Below are 20,800 nucleotides of genomic sequence, written 5' to 3'. Positions count from 1 at the left end.
AACTATGAGTCAACTGCAGATTAAAAACCTGTTCAAGCAGTATGGTAATAACACGGTTGTTAATGATTTGAGTATCGATGTGGAAAGTGGGGAAATGCTGTCCCTTTTAGGACCCAGCGGCTGTGGGAAAACGACAACGCTTCGCATGATCGCAGGGATGCAGACTCCTACCTCGGGTTCAATCCTGTTAGATAATCGGGATCTGACCTATGTGCCGCCTCACCAAAGATATGTCGGTCTGGTATTTCAAAATTACGCCCTATTCCCTCATTTGAACGTCTATGACAATGTGGCATTTGGCTTGCGCCGGCACGGTGTCCCCAAATCCGAGATCAGACAGCGGGTCGTCGCTGCGCTACAATCCGTACAATTAAGCGATTATACGGAGCGGTTTCCCGCACAGATGTCCGGAGGGCAGCAGCAGCGAGTGGCTTTGGCTCGGACTCTGGTGCTGAAGCCACCACTGGTGTTGTTTGATGAACCCCTTAGTAACCTGGACGCCAAGCTGAGACAAGCCCTGGGCATTGAAATTAGAATGCTCCAAAAGGAATATGGATTTACAGGGATTTTTGTAACCCATGACCAGGACGAAGCTATGGTGTTATCGGATCGTATTGCCGTCATGCGACAAGGGCAGATCATTCAGATTGGAACACCGCAACAGATCTATACGCAACCCGCCGACCCTTTTGTAGCCGACTTCGTGGGCGAATCGAATCTTCTTCCGGTGTCCAATGTAACTGTGGAAAAAGGGAGATGGCGGACTGAGCTCGCGAACGGACAGATCCTACGGGCAGAAAAGAGTGCCGCAACGGCACCTCCGACCTTTGCCATGGTGAGGCCGGAGGGGGTCCAGATACTGCCGTTGGGAACGCAAGCCAAGCCTGTGCAGGGCGATGAGTGGCATAATTGTCTGCATGGCACGGTATCCTTTATCCATTATGCAGGCTCATCCTACCTAATGGGGGTTACCTTAGAGGGTATAGAGAAGCACTTTATGGTTCGAATCCAGGATTCACAAAGGGAGTTTGGCCTACGAGTGGGAGACGAAGCTATCCTGCAATGGGATATTTCGAGGACGTTAACCTTTTAATGTGGGGAACGGGAGCATTGGTGATCATGCTCCCGTATTTCTTTTTACAAAAAAACCTCTATGAATCATCTGGAATGTGAGGCTGTGAACCTTGAAGACCAAAGTTCATCCGCCATGTGGGGTTCCCTCCAACCGAGTTTTCAAGGATTGTAGGTTGTCCATTTTGACTCGGGTTCAAAGGTTCCACCTTTTACTTTACAGACTCCGGCAGGAAATTTTGGATTTGCCAAGCCATTCTTCACCAACCTGAACCCCTATCCAATGTAAGTCGACTGTATTTAACACCGCGGCAAAAATTCGCCTTATTGATGATACGCCGAACCGTATCATAAGTAACGGCAAGTTTTTTCCTGCTTTTCTTTAGCTTCAGGTCAGGATATCTCTCAATTGAATGACGGTAGGAATCATCGATCTGATTAGAATGTTCTTTATACGATTAATAAAATGAAATGAGACATTACTTGACAGCTTCAAAGTGGTATATTATAGTCGGACAAGCTAATAATAAAAAGGCATTTACTTCAAGGTCTTTAGGAGAGTGAAAAGGAGTAACGGTACAATCAAAGCCGTGAACACGGGGAAATCCTGGGCTCTATTGAACTTAGGTTGTAAGCGACAACTTTGTCATCACCATTCTTACATAGAGAGGAGAAGTGCTGTTGGATTCACTTTGGTTGGAGTATGCATGGGCATTACTGATTCTTATTGGATTGGAAGGTTTGCTATCGGCGGATAATGCCCTTGTTCTGGCGGTTATCGCGAAGCATTTACCGGAGGACCAGAAGAAGAAAGCCATCAATTATGGGATCATTATGGCTTTTGTTTTTCGCTTCGCCGCTCTGTTTGCGATATCGTTTATTGCGAACGTCTGGCAAATACAGGCGATCGGAGCAGCTTATCTTCTATACCTTGGGTTAAAGCACATAATCAAAGCGCGTTTCGGCAAGGAAAACGAGAACATCCGTGAGGACATAAAAAAAGATGCTACAGGAAAAGGCTTCTGGCCAACCGTAGGAAAAATTGCTCTTGCGGATCTCGCCTTTGCGATTGATTCCATTCTTGCTGCAGTAGCTCTAGCACTCGGTCTCCCGGACTCACCGCTTCGTGACTTCGGCGGTATGGACGGAGGACAATTCATCGTTGTTGTGCTTGGTGGAATCGCTGGGCTCGTCCTAATCAAATTCGCGGCTAATTGGTTTGTGAAGCTGCTTGCTCAGCGGCCAGCACTGGAGACCACGGCTTACGCGATCGTGGCATGGGTCGGTGTGAAGCTCGCTGTGATTACCCTGGCCCATGAAGATATTGGTGTGTTAGGTCATCATTTCCCGCATAGCACAGGCTGGACCCTTATCTTCTATGGTGTGTTGGTTGCGATCGCCCTTCTCGGTTGGTTTGCGCCTGCGAAAAAACATTCACAGGCTGATCAGCTCTAGGTTCAACATCCAGACAGTCCTTCATAGCTGACAAGTGGCCATCCCCTAAGGACAGCCCCATTTTGCATTTTGATTTTAGCTGCTGCTACTAAGGAGTAATTGCCGACGTTTAAGGCGTTCAGGTGAACCATCCATTGTAGGATGGCCCTAAAACTTGCCGTTAAAGACAGCGCGGTGAACCGTATCATAAGTGAGGCGAAACTTTGGATTTCTTTGGCTAGTGCGATTAGCCCACTTTAGATACTCTAAAGCAAAATGGAGACGGGCGGAGTAAGCCTTCCGTCTCCATTCTTATTTCGAACTCCCGAATTTTTATGGATCTAGCGAGACAGCGTTGATATCCTCCTATACTACCGCTCCTTTTAGCCTAAAAATAGGCATAAATTGGTACTTTAGACCCGCATATAAATTTGGAAAACTCATCTATAATTAAGGAAACTTTTTTCGATATTAATCGATATTTTCTCAGAAAAGGTGAGTTGTCTATGTTTTCTCCTTTCCAAAAGAAGAAGAATGGCCTTGAGGAGCAACAATCGCGAGGGGATCTCGGCATAAGGAGGGACTTGGAAGAACCACAGGAGGAAGTGTCGGTAAATTCAGCTAAATCCGAGGCGAGTGAAGAGCCTTCAGGCTCTATTATGATAAATAAGGCCCATACGGACAAAAGGTCGCTCGATCTGATATTCGCCGTAGAGCAGATGATTAAGGCCAAGCAGCATGTCGAAATGAGCTACAACGATTTGCAGGATCGGCTAAGCCATTCGAACGGACAAATTGATCGATTGAACAGGGACTTGAAGAACATGGGCAAGGTCATCGAGGAGCGCGAGAAGAGCATCCAGGAGCTGGAGCAGAGACTGACCGATAAGAATCTGAAGGTCGACCAGATGATGGAAGACTACCGAGAGCTCCATTCCACCTTGTCTGGTGAGATCGAGGAGCTTAAAAGCGTGATTGAGCTCGAACGCCAGAACTATGCGGGCTTGCTTCAGAAGCACAACGAGACGACTGCCGATAAGAACAAGAGAATCAGCGAGCTTGAAGAGAAGAACGGGAGGCTTGAAGCCGAGCTCTCCCAAATGAAACAGAAATTCGATGCCCTTCGTCAGGAGAAGACGCATCTCCTTAATATTGTAAATGACTTTACTAACCGGCTAACGTCTCCATTTGCACCGAATGCAGGCCCGATTGATGGAGCTTCAACCGATTAAGGTCATGTCGGGATTGAGAAGAGAAGGACGAAGATGGGTATGGAGACATACAGTACACAGGTGATGGAACTGCTGTCGCTTGGGAAGACCTCCGATGGTGTAAACCAAATCAAGGTCGTCGTTACCCAAGAGGACAGGCAAGCTACATACGTGATCGATATAGACGAGTTTACGTTTCTTGGGCTTGAAGCGTTGAGGCCATTGAATGGAGACAGGATTCGACTCTCTCCCTACTCCAAGTGGGATCCTTACCGAAATACCTTTTATAGTGCCATAATCAGAACCACAGGCGTCTCCCGGGATACGCTGTATTTTCCATGCAGCGAAGAATACATAAGTCAGATAAAGCGGATCAGGCAAACAGACCTTCCGCCCGTTCCGATGGACGAGGGAGGGCAGGATGGCGGGGTAGAGAAATTCGCTCAGCGCCGATCCCAATTCCTACGCCGATTCTCTGCACGCGTGCCGAGGATAGCGAATCTACTCCCGGTTATGCTCGGCTTGCTGGCTTTTCTATCTATCGCTTCCGGAGGCAAGGACGATTCCGTACGTATACTTAGCGAGCAAATCGGCGTAGCGAAGGCAGTGGTAACAACGGATGATTCGAATGCACCGATTGTTCCCGCATCCATTAGTGATATGCACAAGGGCGATATCTCACATGCGGCTGTCGTGGCAGACCAAACAGCCCTAACACAAGCCTCGATTCAGCCCAACGTCAATCAGGCGCAGATAGACTTTGAAGTCATCGACATCGATGAAGAGAAGAAGTTCTTCGGGTTGCCGGAGAAATACGTCGCCTTAACCTTCGATGATGGGCCCTCCCCGTTCACGAAGAATATCGTGGACATTCTGACGGAGCACAAGGTGGCGGCGACATTTCTATTCGTAGGGAAGAATGCGGAACGCAATCCGGATGCCGTTACCTATACGAGCGAGCATGGAATGTCGATCGGGAATCATTCCTGGGATCACAGTGTACTGACGAAAGCCGCCCCTCAGGATCAGAGTGAAAATTTGTCGAAGACAAGCAGCGTTGTCGAATCCCTAACGCATACTGCCGTTACTTTGTTCCGCCCCCCATACGGTGCGGTTAACGATGAACTTGTCTCCGCGGCCAAGAAGCAGAATATGAAGATCCTCCTGTGGAATCGAGATCCGGAGGACTGGAATGCGAAGAAGCCAGAGGACATCATTCGATACTTCCATCAGGTCGAAGCTGCTGGGGGCGTATATGTGCTGCATGAAGACAAGAACACGGTGGAGGCGCTTCCAGATATTATAAAATACTTAAAAGGAAAGAACTTAACGTTCGTCGCCTTCAAATAAAATATACCAAAGTGATAGATAGTACAGATTCTCAGCAGTAGGTGTGTTCTCTAGAAGGGGTAGCTCCCCATTTGCATATGCTCCTGATACCGCCTGCAAACGCAAAAAGACGCTGACCTCACGCGGTCAGCGTCCTTTCGTTTAGGAGGCGAGGGGATTCCCGCCATTTGCTTATTCCTTTGCCTCGCTTCGGGCAAGCTCCTTACGTACGATTGGTGCGACCCTGGTGCCGAGCAGTTCGATGGCACGCAGGACTTCACGGTGCGGCATCGTACCGACATTCACATGTAGAAAGAAACGGGTAACCCCCAGGTTTTTGCGCAGTAGAATAATCTTTTCCGCCACATATTCGGGATCACCCACATAGAGGGCGCCCCGAAGGCTGCGTGCGGCATCATAAGTTGCCCGGCTGTAATGCTGGCCCCAACCCCGCTCACGCCCGATAACGTTCATTTGGGCTTGTGTGGGAGGGAAGAATAAATCGGCAGCCTGCTCGGTTGTTTCCCCGACAAATCCGTGGGAATGAGTCGCAATCGGCAGTTTGGCAGGATCGTGCCCGGACTTCGCGGCAGCCTTCTTATAGAGGTCGACTAACGGCGCGAAACTCTCGGGCATTCCCCCGATGATGGCGAATGCGATCGGAAGACCCAGCATTCCTGCCCGAACAGCAGACTGTGGATTCCCTCCGCTTGCGATCCAAACGGGCAGCGGGTTCTGCACGGACCGGGGATAGACACCAAGGTTATGGATAGCGGGACGATGACCGCCGCGCCAAGACACCTTCTCCGAGGAGCGGATCGCTAGCAGCAGCTCCAGCTTTTCTTCGAACAATTCGTCATAATCATCCAGGCTGTATCCGAACAGCGGAAAGGATTCAATGAACGAACCCCGGCCCGCCATAATTTCGGCCCGGCCGTTGGAAATGCCGTCAAGGGTGGAGAAAGCTTGATACACGCGTACCGGGTCGTCCGAGGACAGCACGGTAACAGCGCTCGTAAGCTTTATCCGCTTGGTCATGGCAGCCGCTGCCGCCAATACAACAGCGGGCGCGGCGCCTGCGTAATCGGGTCGATGATGCTCCCCAATTCCATAGACATCCAGTCCGACCTGATCGGCCAGTACGATCTCCTCAACCGCATTGCGTAGCCGCTCGGCATGGCTGATGACCTCTCCTGTCACCGGGTCAGGTGTAGTCTCCAGAAATGTACTTATTCCTATTTCCATGTTGATCGCCGAATCGGCCATGTTGATTCGCCTCCTTTATTACCTATAGTTTACTCATTTATTTATGGCTTCTCAAATTTAATAAGTTGCTATCGGGATTGTTGTTCCGACTTACGGCTATAATAGTATTCTTGTCCATAAAATGAAGTAGGAGGAAGCAAGGTGTACAGCAGCAAGATATCACGTCTATTCCATTTAATCCTCATGTGGACGTAGATCAACTTCCAATCGTCGTCATTTTAGATAACGGGATCCGCTTCCGTATTGGTAAAAAATATTGTTGGTGGAACTGGGTGTTTCAGATGTTTAAGGTCAAAGGGGGAACCGCACCAATTAGTAACCGCAAGATTTAACTCATCTTATGTTTGCCGATTATGTGATAACATTTGGTGTAGAATTGGATATTTTTCAATAGAAATAGTGCCTTATAGATAATGAAGGAGTGATAGAGTGCTAGACTTAAAGAAGCCCTTATCAATTATTACTAATAAAAAAATAATATTATTTGGACTGGTAGTGCCGGAGTTGAAATTACAAAATATATTAACTCTGTTGGTAGTGTTGCGTTCTATATCGATAATGATCAATTAAAACAATACCAAACATTTTTACAATCATCTATTTATCCTCCAGAAAAGTTACTCTATGAAGATAAAAACGAAATCTTGATCATAATATCGAGTTCTTATGTAGATGAAATTTCTCATCAATTAGACATGATGGGATTCGAAAGGAATAAGCACTATATAGAATATTCTTCTATAATGGAAGACCTCAATTAACGAAGGATTTGAATTTCTGAGTAATAATGGATTTAAAAGAATAGATTTTACTGGAATGACCCCGATTAACGGTTTAAATCGATGACAAGTATCTTTTATCGTAATGACAATTGCTTCGAAATTTAAAATCAAATAATATATAAAAATCGAAGCCATTCTCCGTGGAATGGTAATGGTCGGACTGTGGAGAAACCCATTATTTTCAGCTCTGAAAGCTGAGGTGTAGAACAGACTACACCTTCAAAAACGGGTTTCAAACAGATAATCGCCCTCTAACTTGGCTTCTCGACCAAGGTGGAGGGCGATTTTTATGTTTTATGCGTTAGCCTTTCCTCATAAACAGGAATAGCGAATCCCACGGAACTCTATAGTATCCGCAATGCCGCGGTCTATCGTGTTCCTCGCACGGATGTCATTGCACGGTAGAAGCCAGGCTCATCGGTTATCAATCGGCATACAAGTACGACTTGACGCCATGGCCGACAAATGCTTTCCAAATGATAAGGTTATAGGGATAGGTCCAATCCATCTCATAGCCCCCAAACATCTCGTGCAGGCGGTTGCTGTTGAAGATAATGGAGCCCTTTTGATCAAAAGCGACCCCGTCCACCCATAGCATTCGGTCGTCAGACACAAAATCATGGAATGTATGGCTGGAAGGTGTATAGATGCCTACTCCCTTTCCTTCCAGCATGGTGTAGAACACATTTCCCTTATTATCCGCGTGCATCCCATCGGTGGTCGTGCGCTTGCTGCCAATGGCCCGCACGGCCTTGCGGATTTCTTCTAACGGCGTAGTAAAGTTTCTTAACAGCGAAGTATCAAGTGCATATAGATTGCGCCCTGTGACCTGGCAGTAATACAACGTGGAACGATCCGCGGATAAGGCGATGCCGTCAGCTCCGATTCGAAGAGGTTTATCCTTGAATACCGGCTTATAGTCAATTTGAAAATGAAAATCGGGAAAATCCTGTGTACTGTAATGCCGATCGAGCACCCGTCTGAGCGTTCTCGTTCTCATGTTATACACAATAATTCCGCCGTCAAGCGGGTGATCCGGCCAACCGCAACCAGAATCGGTTATATAGACAAAACCATTCTTATTGTCCACGATCACATCATTTAAAAAAGAAGTCCGGTACGGCGCAATCTCATTCGGGATGATAATGGAGTCGATCATCCGGTTGGTATTCAAATCCCAGACGATCAGCTTCTGCGACCCTTCCGGAGAAGGGGCGTAGGCAATCTTTCCTTGATCCAGCAGCCACATCCGGTTATATTCATCAATTTCATAACCTAGAACGGATTGGAGAACATGGACATTGCCCGCTTGATTCCATTCCCAACTCGGGAAAGCCTCCAAGAGTGGTTTCCCGTCTTTGATTATGATTCGATTCATGGTGGAAGGAATGCCATCAGCCCAGCGGGGCACCGAAACGTAATAATGGCCTTGCTGGTCGACCTTTACTCCGGCAGGCATCGCCTTTTTCCAATACTGATTGGTTTCAAAATCCTGTTTCATCTTTAAGTCAGGAAAGTTCCAATCCAATCGATTCCAATGGAAGATCATTTGATATTGGCCTATTGGCTGGATTTCTTTTGAAACGGGATTTTGCAGCTGGTAAAACGCTTGTCGATAAGGGGACTGCTGACGGGGATTCTGCCCATTAGGGTACTGCATCATATATAGCCTCCCACTGTTGGTTAATCATGATCATCACCTGATCTTATAGATATATGCCTATAGCGGAAGATGGTGCGGGTTGCCGTGTGAACGGGTCCCTTGCAAAACCAGAAAAGGGTGAATAAAACCCGGCACCCATATCCGACAATCCCGAATACAAGGGAAGCGGCAAGTTGGCTGGGAAAATCGCCATGATTACCGGAGGCGACAGCGGCATCGGCCGCGCCGTCGCGATCGGCTTCGCCAAAGAAGGGGCGGATATGGCGATCGTTTACTTGTATGAACGCGTAGACGCCGAAGCGACCAAGCGCATGGTGGAGAGTTACGGGCGCCGCTGCCTGCTGATCGAAGGCGATTTGCGCCGGCCCGCTTTTTCCGCGGAAGCGGTAGGAAGAACATTGGAATGCTTCGGGAAGCTGGATGTGCTTATTTTGAACCAAGCGGTCCAGTTCCCCCAGGAAAGCATATTGGATATTTCCGACGAGCAGCTTGAGGATACGTACCGTACCAACATTTTTCCCCATTTCTACTTAACGAAGGCCGCGCTTCCTTATTTGAAGCCGGGAAGCACCATTATATCGACGGCATCCGTTACCGCTTATGCAGGCGCCCCTTTACTTATCGATTATTCTTCAACCAAAGGCGCGGTCGTATCGTTCACCCGTTCGCTGTCGCTTCAATTGGTCAGCAAGGGCATCCGGGTCAATGCCGTGGCACCCGGCCCGTTCTGGACCCCGCTCATCGTATCCAGCTATTCGGCCGAATATGTAAAAACGTTCGGTTTGGAAACGCCCATGAAGCGCGCCGGACAGCCGTTCGAGCTTGCGCCGACCTACATTTATTTGGCATCGGACGATTCCTCCTATGTAACGGGACAGGTGCTTCACGTGAACGGCGGCGTGATGACGGAAACTTGAGCTGATAAAGGCAAGTTTGAAAGGCTTTCGGTTACGAAAGCCTTATATAATTGTATGCCATAAATTGTGTTTCGAAATGATACATTAAATTAACGAAAGACAAGAAATAAAGATTTGTGTATAATGTAACTGATGAATATTGCATCATATTGAGTGTAAAATTGCTTCGTTATAGGCGAAGCGGCATTGCTTTTTGAAAGCATGGGGGGCCGTTGATGTTTAAATTTTTGATTATCGCACCTTATAGAGGGTTGAAGGATTTATTGGAAGATATGGCGGAAGAGCTTCCGTATGAAATACATGCCGAGGTTGGCGACCTGCAGCAGGGGTTAACGATCGCCAAGGCGGCGGAGCAGCAAAAATATGACGTTATTATAAGCCGCGGGGGAACGGCTAAGCTGATTCGTCAGCATGTACGCATCCCTGTCATTGAAATTGCCGTCAACGGTTATGATATTTTGCGCTCGTTGACTTTTCTTAAGGAATATCCCGGTAAGGTCGGCATTATCGGCTTTCCGAACATTGTGAATGGCGTTGACACGATTGCGGAGCTGTTGGACATGCAGGTGATGAAATTCGTAATTCATCACGAGGATCAGGCGGCCAGTGCCGTTCAGCAGGCCAAGGAGCAGGGTGTGAGTCTTGTGATTGGCGACGTGATTACGGTGGCTACCTCGGAGAACTACGGACTGAAGGCGATTCTGATCACATCCGGCCGTGAGGCTATCCTCGAAGTACTTGAACGGGCCAAGGAAACGGTGTTATCGCGTCTTGAAAAACATCAGGAAATGGCCTTTATCAAACAACTGCTAAATACGATGGGACAAGGCGTGATCGGGGTGCATGCGGATGGGTCTATCCAGTTTTACAACCAAACGGCCGCCGAAATCTTCGGGGTGAGCGCCGAGCAAGCTGTGCGAATGAAATGGGGGGACTTCCTAACGCAGGCCCAAATCTCGCTGGAGGCTGACAGGGGGGAAGAATTTGTTCAAGTGGTTGTCGGCAAGGCCCATTACAATAAGGGCTTGCTAATTTACGGCAAGCCCATGGCGGACGGGGGGATGAACTACACCATTTACCGGAAGGAAGACATTCGGCTGCTGCAGCAGCAATTCCGGCGTGCCGAGGAGGACCTCTTCTCTCCGCCCGCGAGCCAATTCCAGCATTTTGTGAAAACGGACTTTATTAAAGCTTCCTACATGGATAGGGCGGAGCAGTGGAGCGAGCTTGCCGATCCGATTGTCATCGTGGGAGAGTCGGGCACAGGGAAACGGTCGCTGGCCGAAGCGATGCACAATCGCAGCGGTTATCATAAAGGGCCCTTTGTCGTCCTGTATGCCGATCTAACTCCTTCCGATCAGCTAGGCCGCTTGCTCTTTGGTTCGGATAGCGGCGAGAGCGACGAGAATGCGCTTGTACTCAGAGCGGAAGCGGGGACACTGTATATTCATAATATCGAGTATGTTCCGCTGCCTTCGCAGCGCAGGCTGGCTGCCATGCTGCAAGCTTCAAACCGACGGGGAGAGGGGGCTTATAGTTTCACTCCCCCGTTCCGATTGATCGTTTCCACATCGGACGATCTGGAGGAGAAGGTCAGGGCGAATGAATTTGACCGGCAGCTGTTCACTCTGCTGCAGCCGCACATGATTCATATGCCTCCGCTTCGTTCTTTCATCGAAGATCTGGATCACCTGGTGTTCTGGTACTTGGCCGAAATGAACCGATCGTTGGGCAAGCAGGTTTTGGGCATTAAGCCGGATGTGATGAAGCTGCTGAAGTCTTATCATTGGCCGGGAAATATGCTGGAATTAAAGCGTGTGCTTAAGGTATTGATCGAATCCAGCGACGGCTCGTTTGTGACCATGCAGCAAGCCGAGCCGATTCTTGCCTCGATCTTCGAACGCCCGGCTCCGGAGGGGGCATTGCGGCAGTTGGTCGGCAAAGACCGGACGCTGGAGGAGATCGAACGGGATATTATTCGGATCGTTCTGGAGCAGGAAGGTTTCAATCAGTCGACGACGGCCAAACGGTTAGGCATAAACCGGACAACGCTATGGAGGAAACTGAACCAGGAGTAGCGGAAGGTTACCGCTGCAAAAAACAACAGTTCATAAGCAGGAGAGCATCCCCTTTAAGAAAACAGCGCTGGTGGAGACGAATCCAGTGTAGTTGGAGGGGATTTTCGCGGGATCAGGCCAGCCGGCATTCGGCTGGCCTTTTCGCATAGCGAAATTGTTTAAAAATAAAACAATAAACAGGAAAATATATGTTGATAATTGTAACTACGGCTGATACAATCGAAATAAAGTAAAGCCATAAGCTTTGAAAAATACATTTTGCAACAATGTTGGCTGATGATCGATGTTGCAAAAAGGCCCCTTTATCCAGCAGTGAGGTCAAACGGCTGTTTAATCTGATGCGGCAGCTGCAAGCCAAGCAGGTCGCTTGTGTCATCGCACGGCAAAAATCAAGCCGGGCGACATCGTGCTCTTATGCACAATGCTGTTTGAATAATCCGTTCTTATATGAAGGAGCGGTGGGCATAATGTCAATCAGAGGTGAGGCTAGTGGACAACATCATAATTGTTTCAGACGACCTGACCGGGGCGAACGATTCCGGCGTTCAGTTTGCTAAACACGGAATCCCTACGGTGGTATGCATCGATGATTGCCAACTACCTGATCCTGCATCAGAAGGCACGGCATGTGTAATTAATGTGGAAAGTCGCTCATTATCGCCGGAGGAGGCTTACCGGAAATGGGGACGGCTGCTCGAATCGATCGATTTGAGCAGCTATCAGATTGTATTTAAAAAAATCGATTCCACTTTGCGCGGCAATGTCGGTAAAGAAATTCAAGCATGTATGGAAACGGGCTTGTTCAAGGCGGCGATCGTGGTTCCCGCTTATCCGCAGAAGGGAAGAAAAACCGTCGGCGGCTATCAACTGGTGCATCAGCAGCTGCTGGAAGATAGCGAGATCTCGCGTGATCCCAAATTCCCGGTTACGCATTCGAAGGTCTCCGAAATCATCAGACGCCAGTGGAACTGTTCGATCGGAGAGATCGGAATCAGTACGATTCGCAGCGGGGCGTGGTTGTCCCAGCTCGAGGCGCTGCAGCGTGCGGGAGAAAACGTTTTTGTCTTTGACAGCGCAACGGAAGACGATATCAAGCAGATTGTCGCCGAACTGTCCGGTCAGCGGGTGCTCTGGGTTGGAGCGGCAGGGCTTGCCGAGGCGCTGGCCGGGCAATACCCCCGGCAGATGCTGCAGACGGTACAGCCGACGGAGGGCAGCGGGGGGCCTCCTGTGTTAGTGATGGCCGGCAGCGTCAGCGCTGTGACGCTCGGGCAGGTTGAATCTCTGAAGCAGGATGGATTTGAGCCATTGTTGATCGACCCCCTGATATTTCTGGACGAAGCGAACGGGGATAAAGGAAATGACAGACTGCTGGAAATCGAAACGATAAGCAGCAAGGCGAAGCAGTGCATCGCTTCCGGTAAAAGCGTAGTGATCTCCACGGATGTATCCGCCGCCAAGCGCAATCAGGTTCAAGCGTTCTTGCAGGAGTCTGGCATCGGCGGCATGGATGGGGGAGATCGGATTGCCGACGGCATGGGCAAGCTGGCAGCGGCCATTATGTCGCAAGGATCGCTAGCGGGAGCTGTATTAACCGGTGGAGACATCGCCTATCGCACATGCAAGCACCTGGGTGTCCGCAGCTTACGGATCATCGATGAAGTGGAAGAGGGGCTTCCGCTCTGTTTGACAGAGGGCGCATGGACGATGCCTATAGTGACGAAAGCCGGCGCCTTTGGCCATCGTCATTCGATGCTTATTGCGGCCCGTGCCATCAGGAGCCTGGGGCATTCTCCGATGAGCGGCGGCGGGGTTGCCGATCAGACCGGCGCACAAGGACTTAGCAGCGGGAGGAATATATGATGGATAGACCGACGATTGGGATTACGATGGGGGATGCGGCAGGCGTAGGCCCCGAAATTATTATGAAGGCGCTGCAGGATCCGCACATCCATGAACAGTGCCGCCCCATCGTGATTGGGGACGCTAAATTTTTAACCCGGGCGGAACGTTTTTTGCAGACCGGCCTTCGCGTCCGTTCGATCTCCTCGGTAGAGGAAGCGAGCGGAGAAGCCGGTGTCGTCTACTGCCTGGACATGGACTTGCTTCCCGGCGATTTGCCTTATGGACAAGTTTCTCCGTTAGCGGGGGATGCGGCGTTCCGCTTTCTGGAGAAGTCGATCGAACTGGCGCGTCTTGGGCTAATCGATGCGATTTGCACGGCTCCTTTAAACAAAGAGGCTTTACATAAAGGCGGGCATCGGTATCCCGGACATACGGAAATTTTGGCCGATTTGACCGGAACCCAAGACTATGCGATGATGCTGAGCTCCCCAAAGCTCAAGGTCATTCACGTTACGACGCACATCGGGATCATTGACGCGGTTAAATCGATTACACCGGAGCGGGTATATTCGGTTATTCGAATGGCTGCTGACACGCTGAAAAGAGCGGGCTATTCCGATCCCCGGATTTGCGTTTGCGGAATTAATCCGCATGCCGGAGAGAACGGTTTGTTCGGATATGGTGAAGAAGAAGAGAAGATTGTGCCTGCGGTGGAACGGGCCAAAGCGGAGAACATCAACGTGCAGGGACCGCTGCCCGCGGATACGTTATTTTTCCGGGCCGTGCGCGGGGATTTCGATATCGTCGTGGCGATGTATCACGATCAAGGACATGGGCCGATTAAGGTGCTCGGGCTTGAAGCCGGCGTGAATATTACGGTCGGTCTGCCGATTATCCGCACCAGCGTAGACCATGGTACGGCCTTTGATATTGCAGGCAAAGGCATAGCTGACGAATTAAGCTTAAAGGAAGCGGTCCGACAAGCTGTGGAGCTGGCGCCAAAAAGATAGGTTTGGAGGAATACGCTATGGAATTGCCGAAGCTCGTGAAGATTAAACAAACCTTTACCGGTCCGGTAATAGAAGACATTGAAGCGGAAGTATTTCGTCAGATGGAACGGATAGGATTGGCCGATAAAGTCAAGCCTGGTATGAAAATCGCGATTACCGCGGGCAGCCGCGGGATTGCCAATATTGCCTTGATGATCCGCTCCATTGCAAGAGCGCTGCGAGATTTGGGTGCAGAACCGCGCATTATTCCCACCATGGGGAGCCACGGCGGGGCTACGGCCGAGGGCCAGGTTGAAATTCTTCATAGTCTCGGCGTGACGGAGGAGTTCTGCGAGGCTCCTATTTTATCCTGCATGGATGTGACCCAAATTGGGACGACGCCAAGCGGGATGCCGGTACATGCCGATAATCATATTTTGGCAAGCGACGGACTTATTTTGCTCGGACGGATCAAAATGCATACGGATTTCAAATCGGCGCAATGGATCGAGAGCGGTTTGCTCAAGATGGCCGCTATAGGCGTCGGTAAGCACAAGCAGGCACTGCTGCTGCACAGCTACGGGATTCACGGTATTCGGGACATTATGCCTGAGGTTGGTCAGGTCGTGCTGGATCAGCTGAATGTTCTGTTCGGGGTTGGTATTGTCGAGAATGCATTCGATCAAACGGCGATCATCGAAGCGGTTCCTACGGAGAACATTCCGGCTCGTGAGAGGGAACTGTTGCGAATATCCAAGAGTTTCATGCCCAGTCTGCCGGTTGAGGATATTGACGTATTGGTAGTTGACGAGATAGGCAAAAGTTACAGTGGGACGGGTATGGACACGAACATTATTGGCCGCATACGGATATTGGGCGAGCAGGAACCGAGCAGTCCGCGGATCAAGTATATTATCGCCAGCGACCTCGGCGAGGCATCGCACGGAAATGCGCTTGGCATCGGACTTGCCGATCTGACCACACGGCGGCTGTTCCATAAAATCGATTTACAGGCTATGAATGAAAATGTGATAACAAGCTCGTTCCTGCATCGTGCCATGATTCCCATCGTCATGGACAATGACAGGGAGGCATTGCGTGTAGCTCTACGCTCAACTTGGGGCGTTGAACCAAAGCAGGCCCGCATTGTCCGGATTCCTAATACGCTCCACTTGAAATATGCCTACGTATCGGAAGTGCTGCTGCCGGAGGTCGCCAAGCTTCCGCATATCGAAATTGTTGGCGAGCCTGAAGAGATGGCGTTTGACGCGGCAGGTTATTTTGCCAAGAGCGATTTTGACCACTAAATGCGGGGTATCGCCACTGTATGATAGAACCATGCCACGTTAAAGAAGCCAATTCCTGTTAAGGGAGTTGGCTTTCTTCATGTGGGAGCCTGTTCACTTAGAAATCAAAGTTGTCCGGATCCGGACCCACTCGATCGTCCTGGTTCAATCCATCAATCCGGGCTATATCTTCAAGGGTTAGCTCAAAATCAAATACGGCCGCGTTCTCGATAATCCGATGTTCTTTCGTTGACTTTGGAATCGTGACAACGCCATGCTGTAAATCCCAGCGCAGAATGACTTGGGCAACCGATTTGCCGTGTTTTTCCGCAATTTCTTTTAACACAGGATGATCTAACAGTTGACCTTGCCTTAACGGAGACCATGCTTCCAACTGAATGTTCTGCTTCTTGCAGAATTCCAGCAGTTCCTTTTGAGTTAACAGCGGATGGAATTCCACCTGGTTCACCATGGGTTTAATTTCAGCTTCCTTCATTAAGTCTTCAAGATGATGGATTTGGAAATTACTTACCCCGATTGCCTTGACTCGCCCTTCTTTATATAGGGTCTCCAAAGCTCTCCATGCCTCTTTATATTTACCTTGCACCGGCCAATGGATGAGGTATAAATCGAGGTACGCCAATCCAAGTTTATTTAGACTTGCTTCGTAGGCGGCAAGTGTTGATTCGTATCCAAGATCGGCATTCCAAACTTTAGAAGTCACGAAGAGGTCTTCTCTGGACAAATGAGCTTCCTGAAGGCCTTCATGAATTCCCTGTCCGACACTTCGTTCATTCTCATAAATAGCCGCTGTATCGATGCTGCGATAACCATGTTGAATGGCTGATTTCACAGCATGTACCAGTTCAGCCCCCTCTTCGACTTTAAATACCCCGATCCCGAGCCAAGGCATGCGGATACCGTTGTGCAGAGTTGTTGTATCTTGCAGGTTTTTCATAATCAAATAGCCTCCTAAATTTTAGATTACAGTTATATTCGCGATTCAAGGTTCCAGCAGCTCCTGAGCAAGCGCAGGGCACCTCATGCTTCGGTGAACACGAGTGCAGCGCCTAAGCGGGGCAGTGCCCGGTTGCGGCTTCATCCTTTTTCTCCAAGGCACGACTCCAGCCCGTCAAAATAACAGCGCCCAGAACCATCACGGCTCCCACCCACGCTGTATGAATAAGGCCGATCGTATCCGTAACTATACCGCCCAAATACGCCCCGATCGCAATGCCTGCGTTAAACGCGGCAATATTGACAGCAGAAGCTACATCTTTCGCATTCGGTGCAAAACGTTCGGCTAACATAACCACATACACCTGCAATCCGGGAACGTTCATAAAAGCTAACAGCCCCATGAAGAAAATCGTGACCAGACCGGCGGCTTTAAAGGGAGCGGTGAACGTTAACAGGAAGAGCACCAGGGATTGAAAAGCAAACATATAGAACAAGGCAGCGACAGGTTTGCGGTTAGCGGCTTTCCCTCCGATCATGTTGCCGATGGCGATGGCGATTCCGTATCCGAGAAGAATGGCGACTACCGTCTTTTCCTTAAATCCGGTTATGTCGTGAAGCAGCGGGGATAAATAAGTAAAGACGACAAACGTGCCGCCGTACCCCAAGGCAGTAATGGCAAATGCGAGCAGCAATCGTCCGTTCGTAACCAGTTTAAGCTGATCGCGAAGCAGCGCTTTGGTTCCTGCGCGCAAATCGGAAGGAATCAACAACAGATTGGCGATGAGAGCCAGGATGCCGACGGCAACGATGGCGATAAAGGCAGCTCGCCAACCGAATTGTTGTCCGATGAAGGTTCCCAGGGGCACCCCTGTAACAGTGGCTACGGTAAGACCGGAGAACATGATCGATATTGCGCTGGCCCGGCGGTTCTCAGGGACGAGATCGGCTGCGATCGTGGAACCAATCGACATAAATATACCATGGGATAACGCGGAGATCACGCGCGCGATCAGCAGCACGATGATGCCATCCGCAGCGGCCGCCAGGCTGTTGCCTGCAATAAATACAATCATGATCCATAGCAGTAATGATTTCCGCGAGACACTAGACGTCAGAGACGTTAGAATGGGGGCTCCCAAAGTTACCCCTAAAGCATATAAGGTAACGGTTAATCCCGAAGTCGAGGCGGATATTTGAAAGTCTTCAGCGATGAGAGGGAGCAGTCCCACACTGATAAACTCGGTTGTTCCAATCGCAAAGGCACTCGCCGCTAACGCAAGGAGCGCCAATATACTCCGTTTTTTATCTAATGTCATTTGTTCCACTCCTAATAGTATGGTAATGACCGGCCGGTAAATGCTATTATGAGTTAAGTACACATAAATGAATAGTACGTACTTTTTAGTATTATAGGTACTCAACAGTACTATAGGTACTAAAAAGTTCCTATAAATAGGTCCGGGGGGATACCTTGTGGTCAAGAAGAAATATAACATATCAGTGGAAGCGACCCTGGAGGTCATCGGGGGAAAATGGAAGTGTGTAATCCTTTGTCATTTAACACGCGGCAAAAAACGAACAAGCGAGCTCAAGCGTTTGATGCCGGGCATCACGCAAAAAATGCTGACTCAACAATTGAGAGAGTTGGAACAGGACGGGATTGTAAATCGGATTATCTACAATCAGATTCCGCCCAAAGTGGAGTACGAGCTTAGTGAGTACGGCTGGAGTTTGAAAACGATATTGGACTCTCTATGCGCTTGGGGAGAAAACCATATTATTAAAGAATACGGTGATAAATTTGCTGTACTGGAAGATAACATATTAAATAACCATGTAAAAGAAGGGACAGATAACCGCGATCAACGCGATCAAGATGTGCTTTAAGGTTCAAGCATGACAAGGTGGCCATACCGGGAGCAAAGGACTGGATAAGGGTCGGGGACCAGGAATCCCCGACCCTTTGTGCGGTCAGCTTCCCGCAGGGATAACCATAATTTCAACTTGATGGGTTATTAAAATATCTTTCATCTTACGATCAGGTTCTTGATCCGTGATGAGAACATGAATTTGCCCAAGGTCGCAAATTCGATGAAAAAGGCTTTTACCGAATTTGGATGCATCCGCTAATACGATAACTTGATCAGCTCTTTTTATCATTTCCAATTTTACATAGGCCTCGTCAACAGAAGGCGCCGATAATCCGTCGGAAGAAATGCCGCACGCACCGACAATCAGTTTATTTACTTTAATATCAGATAACATGTCTAACGTGCGGGGTCCGAAGACATTCCGATGCCAGGCATTTAATTCGCCGCCTAGCAAATGCGTGGTTATGTCAGGCTTGTCGCATAAAATTCCGGCAATATCTATGGAGTTGGTTACCACCACGTTGTTTTTCGTAGACATGTATTCGGCGGTATATTGTATGGTTGTAGCCGTATCCATGAGGACATAGTCCCCATCTTGAATAAGGGTGGCCGCAATGCGGCCAATCGCGCGTTTGTTGTCGGCATCATGTAACCGTTCCCGGTAACTCTTTATATTTTACAGCCCGCAAATATCTTCAAGTTGAATTTTATGATGTTCCTGTAGATATTGAAGAATGGAGCGGGTTCTTTCATCCTGATTCATGCTGAGACCTCTTCCAGAAAAATAATGATGTAGTTTGATTATAAGTTTAATACTTAAATGATTCAAATTATTAATTCAAAAACTTGAAATTATCTTGCGATATTTAAGTACTTAACGTATGATTATTGCATATTTTAATTATGAGGAGAGGGTGGGCTTCGTGAAAAAAATAAAAGTGGGTATTATTGGGTTCGGGCTATCCGGACAAACGTTTCATGCGCCTATTATAAAAACGATTAAAGGTTTGGAAATTTCCAAAATTGTTTCGTCGAATGCCCAGAAGGTACATGAAATTTGTCCTCATGTTGAGGTTGTCGCAGAAGTGGAACAACTATTTTCAGACCCCGACATTGACCTTGTTGTCATCACAACGCCCAACACAACGCATTATCCCTATGCCAAACAAGCCTTATTATCGGGCAAACATGTAGTGGTAGAAAAACCATTTGTGAACCATTCGCAGGAAGCAGAGGATCTAATTCGCATTGCGGCCGAGCAAAATAAAATAGTAAGCGTATTCCAAAACAGAAGATGGGACAATGATTTCCTTACCGTCAAGGAATGTGTGGAGTCGGGGGTTATGGGCGAAATTTATTCCTACGAAGCACATTACGACCGGTTTCGTCCTGAAGTCACCCATCGATGGAGAGAGCAAAATATCGAAGGCTCGGGTATGCTCTATGATCTCGGTTCGCACTTGATCGATCAAGCGCTCCACCTCTTTGGGCTGCCTGAAACCATTTATGGGGATGTATTCGCGCAAAGGGAAAATTCGGTCGTAGACGACTATTTTCACATTGTTCTAGGGTATGAAAGATTGAGAGTGATCTTGCATTCCAGTTCGATCGTGAAGAACGGCGGCCCCAAATTTCAAATCCATGGCAGTAAGGGCAGCTTTATTAAATATGGTCTGGATTCGCAAGAAGGTTTATTAAGGCAAGGAAAAGCGCCGGGAGATGCTCTCTGGGGCAAGGATCAAGCCGAATACTACGGTGAATTAACGGTAGGCGTAGGCGATCTAGTGTTGAAAGGAAAGGTGGAAACAGCGACAGGTGCCTACGAAGCCTATTATGAAGGGATCGTTGACGCGATTGTTGATAACAAACCGGTGCCCGTAAGCGCAACCGACGCCATGCATACCATTAAGGTGATTGAGCTGGTTAAAAAAAGCAGTCAGGAAAAACGAGTAGTTTTCTTTCAATAACCGAGGCGCCCGTTAAAACACGGCCGACAAAAAAATAAAAAGTGAATGAATGGTGCTTAGCTGGGACAACACTATTGACATATGTAACCAGTCGGGTTTATAATCCGGTTAAACGATTAAAAAGGAGGTGA

The 20,800-nt window shown here is 48.7% G+C and carries 15 protein-coding genes and 1 pseudogene; 11 read left to right on the top strand and 5 right to left on the bottom strand.

The window, feature by feature from the left end; genetic code table 11:
* The first annotated feature begins 4 nt into the window (after positions 1–4).
* The 4 genes from FKP33_RS10550 to FKP33_RS10535 all read left to right on the top strand — a co-directional run bounded on the left by FKP33_RS10550 (position 5) and on the right by FKP33_RS10535 (position 5,066).
* A complete protein-coding gene (locus FKP33_RS10550; protein WP_141334934.1) occupies positions 5–1,093 on the top strand; it encodes an ABC transporter ATP-binding protein in 1,089 nt (362 codons plus the stop codon).
* Between the two features lie 659 nt (positions 1,094–1,752).
* Complete coding sequence (locus FKP33_RS10545; RefSeq protein ID WP_127605291.1) at positions 1,753–2,526, top strand: TerC family protein; 774 nt, start codon at positions 1,753–1,755, stop codon at positions 2,524–2,526.
* Positions 2,527–3,089: 563 nt separating this feature from the next.
* Complete coding sequence (locus FKP33_RS10540) at positions 3,090–3,737, top strand: hypothetical protein (RefSeq protein WP_258313430.1); 648 nt, start codon at positions 3,090–3,092, stop codon at positions 3,735–3,737.
* Between the two features lie 39 nt (positions 3,738–3,776).
* Positions 3,777–5,066 carry a polysaccharide deacetylase family protein gene (locus FKP33_RS10535; RefSeq protein WP_219996649.1) on the top strand — a complete coding sequence of 430 codons (1,290 nt, stop codon included), beginning with the start codon at positions 3,777–3,779 and terminating at the stop codon, positions 5,064–5,066.
* A 171-nt stretch (positions 5,067–5,237) separates the two neighbouring features.
* Here the strand turns inward: FKP33_RS10535 and FKP33_RS10530 are convergent, their stop codons facing one another.
* Both FKP33_RS10530 and FKP33_RS10525 read right to left on the bottom strand, forming a co-directional pair.
* Complete coding sequence (locus tag FKP33_RS10530; RefSeq protein ID WP_174817555.1) at positions 5,238–6,311, bottom strand: LLM class flavin-dependent oxidoreductase; 1,074 nt, start codon at positions 6,309–6,311, stop codon at positions 5,238–5,240.
* Positions 6,312–7,517: 1,206 nt separating this feature from the next.
* Positions 7,518–8,642 (bottom strand): L-dopachrome tautomerase-related protein, encoded by a 1,125-nt coding sequence (locus FKP33_RS10525; RefSeq protein WP_127605396.1) that lies wholly within the window; start codon positions 8,640–8,642, stop codon positions 7,518–7,520.
* A gap of 242 nt (positions 8,643–8,884) precedes the next feature.
* Here FKP33_RS10525 and FKP33_RS10520 point away from each other — a divergent pair.
* From FKP33_RS10520 to FKP33_RS10500, 5 genes and pseudogenes are all read left to right on the top strand, one after another.
* Positions 8,885–9,673 (top strand): annotated as a pseudogene (locus tag FKP33_RS10520) (SDR family oxidoreductase); the annotation flags it as partial.
* Between the two features lie 215 nt (positions 9,674–9,888).
* Positions 9,889–11,751: a PrpR N-terminal domain-containing protein gene (locus tag FKP33_RS10515; protein ID WP_054796126.1), complete on the top strand. Its 1,863-nt coding sequence runs from the start codon at positions 9,889–9,891 to the stop codon at positions 11,749–11,751.
* A gap of 489 nt (positions 11,752–12,240) precedes the next feature.
* Entirely contained in the window at positions 12,241–13,614 is a 1,374-nt protein-coding gene (locus FKP33_RS10510; protein ID WP_181410113.1) for a four-carbon acid sugar kinase family protein, read from the top strand.
* A complete protein-coding gene (gene pdxA, locus FKP33_RS10505; RefSeq protein ID WP_141334924.1) occupies positions 13,611–14,606 on the top strand; it encodes a 4-hydroxythreonine-4-phosphate dehydrogenase PdxA in 996 nt (331 codons plus the stop codon). Before FKP33_RS10510 ends, pdxA begins: the two co-directional genes overlap by 4 nt.
* 17 nt (positions 14,607–14,623) lie before the next feature.
* Positions 14,624–15,892 carry a nickel pincer cofactor-dependent isomerase, group 22 gene (locus tag FKP33_RS10500; RefSeq protein ID WP_141334922.1) on the top strand — a complete coding sequence of 423 codons (1,269 nt, stop codon included), beginning with the start codon at positions 14,624–14,626 and terminating at the stop codon, positions 15,890–15,892.
* A gap of 97 nt (positions 15,893–15,989) precedes the next feature.
* Here the strand turns inward: FKP33_RS10500 and FKP33_RS10495 are convergent, their stop codons facing one another.
* Together FKP33_RS10495 and FKP33_RS10490 are read right to left on the bottom strand one after the other, a co-directional pair.
* Positions 15,990–16,829: an aldo/keto reductase gene (locus FKP33_RS10495; RefSeq protein WP_372814122.1), complete on the bottom strand. Its 840-nt coding sequence runs from the start codon at positions 16,827–16,829 to the stop codon at positions 15,990–15,992.
* Between the two features lie 112 nt (positions 16,830–16,941).
* Positions 16,942–18,147 (bottom strand): MFS transporter, encoded by a 1,206-nt coding sequence (locus tag FKP33_RS10490; protein ID WP_141334920.1) that lies wholly within the window; start codon positions 18,145–18,147, stop codon positions 16,942–16,944.
* A gap of 157 nt (positions 18,148–18,304) precedes the next feature.
* On the opposite strand from FKP33_RS10490, the gene FKP33_RS10485 reads away from it, so the two are divergent.
* Positions 18,305–18,718 carry a winged helix-turn-helix transcriptional regulator gene (locus tag FKP33_RS10485; protein WP_141334918.1) on the top strand — a complete coding sequence of 138 codons (414 nt, stop codon included), beginning with the start codon at positions 18,305–18,307 and terminating at the stop codon, positions 18,716–18,718.
* An 84-nt stretch (positions 18,719–18,802) separates the two neighbouring features.
* On the opposite strand, the gene FKP33_RS10480 is transcribed toward FKP33_RS10485, so the two are convergent.
* Complete coding sequence (locus FKP33_RS10480) at positions 18,803–19,375, bottom strand: DeoR/GlpR family DNA-binding transcription regulator (protein ID WP_141334916.1); 573 nt, start codon at positions 19,373–19,375, stop codon at positions 18,803–18,805.
* 250 nt (positions 19,376–19,625) lie between these two features.
* On the opposite strand from FKP33_RS10480, the gene FKP33_RS10475 reads away from it, so the two are divergent.
* On the top strand, positions 19,626–20,669 hold the full coding sequence (locus FKP33_RS10475; RefSeq protein ID WP_141334914.1) for an oxidoreductase: 1,044 nt from the start codon (positions 19,626–19,628) through the stop codon (positions 20,667–20,669).
* The last annotated feature ends 131 nt before the right edge of the window (positions 20,670–20,800 follow it).

This window comes from Paenibacillus sp. tmac-D7, from assembly GCF_006519665.1.
Taxonomy (GTDB): domain Bacteria; phylum Bacillota; class Bacilli; order Paenibacillales; family NBRC-103111; genus Paenibacillus_G; species Paenibacillus_G validus.
The sequence above is the reverse complement of the archived record's forward strand: the minus strand, read 5'-3'. Positions and strand labels throughout refer to the sequence as shown.

Bases quoted from the DNA above. Each gene is read 5' to 3' on its own strand.
- FKP33_RS10550 (WP_141334934.1), top strand. From the start codon at position 5: ATGAGTCAACTGCAGATTAAAAACCTGTTCAAGCAGTATGGTAATAAC.
- FKP33_RS10535 (WP_219996649.1), top strand. From the start codon at position 3,777: ATGGAGACATACAGTACACAGGTGATGGAACTGCTGTCGCTTGGGAAG.
- FKP33_RS10530 (WP_174817555.1), bottom strand. From the start codon at position 6,311: ATGGCCGATTCGGCGATCAACATGGAAATAGGAATAAGTACATTTCTG.
- FKP33_RS10525 (WP_127605396.1), bottom strand. From the start codon at position 8,642: ATGATCTTCCATTGGAATCGATTGGATTGGAACTTTCCTGACTTAAAG.
- FKP33_RS10515 (WP_054796126.1), top strand. From the start codon at position 9,889: ATGTTTAAATTTTTGATTATCGCACCTTATAGAGGGTTGAAGGATTTA.
- pdxA (WP_141334924.1), top strand. From the start codon at position 13,611: ATGATGGATAGACCGACGATTGGGATTACGATGGGGGATGCGGCAGGC.
- FKP33_RS10500 (WP_141334922.1), top strand. From the start codon at position 14,624: ATGGAATTGCCGAAGCTCGTGAAGATTAAACAAACCTTTACCGGTCCG.
- FKP33_RS10495 (WP_372814122.1), bottom strand. From the start codon at position 16,829: ATGAAAAACCTGCAAGATACAACAACTCTGCACAACGGTATCCGCATG.
- FKP33_RS10490 (WP_141334920.1), bottom strand. From the start codon at position 18,147: ATGACATTAGATAAAAAACGGAGTATATTGGCGCTCCTTGCGTTAGCG.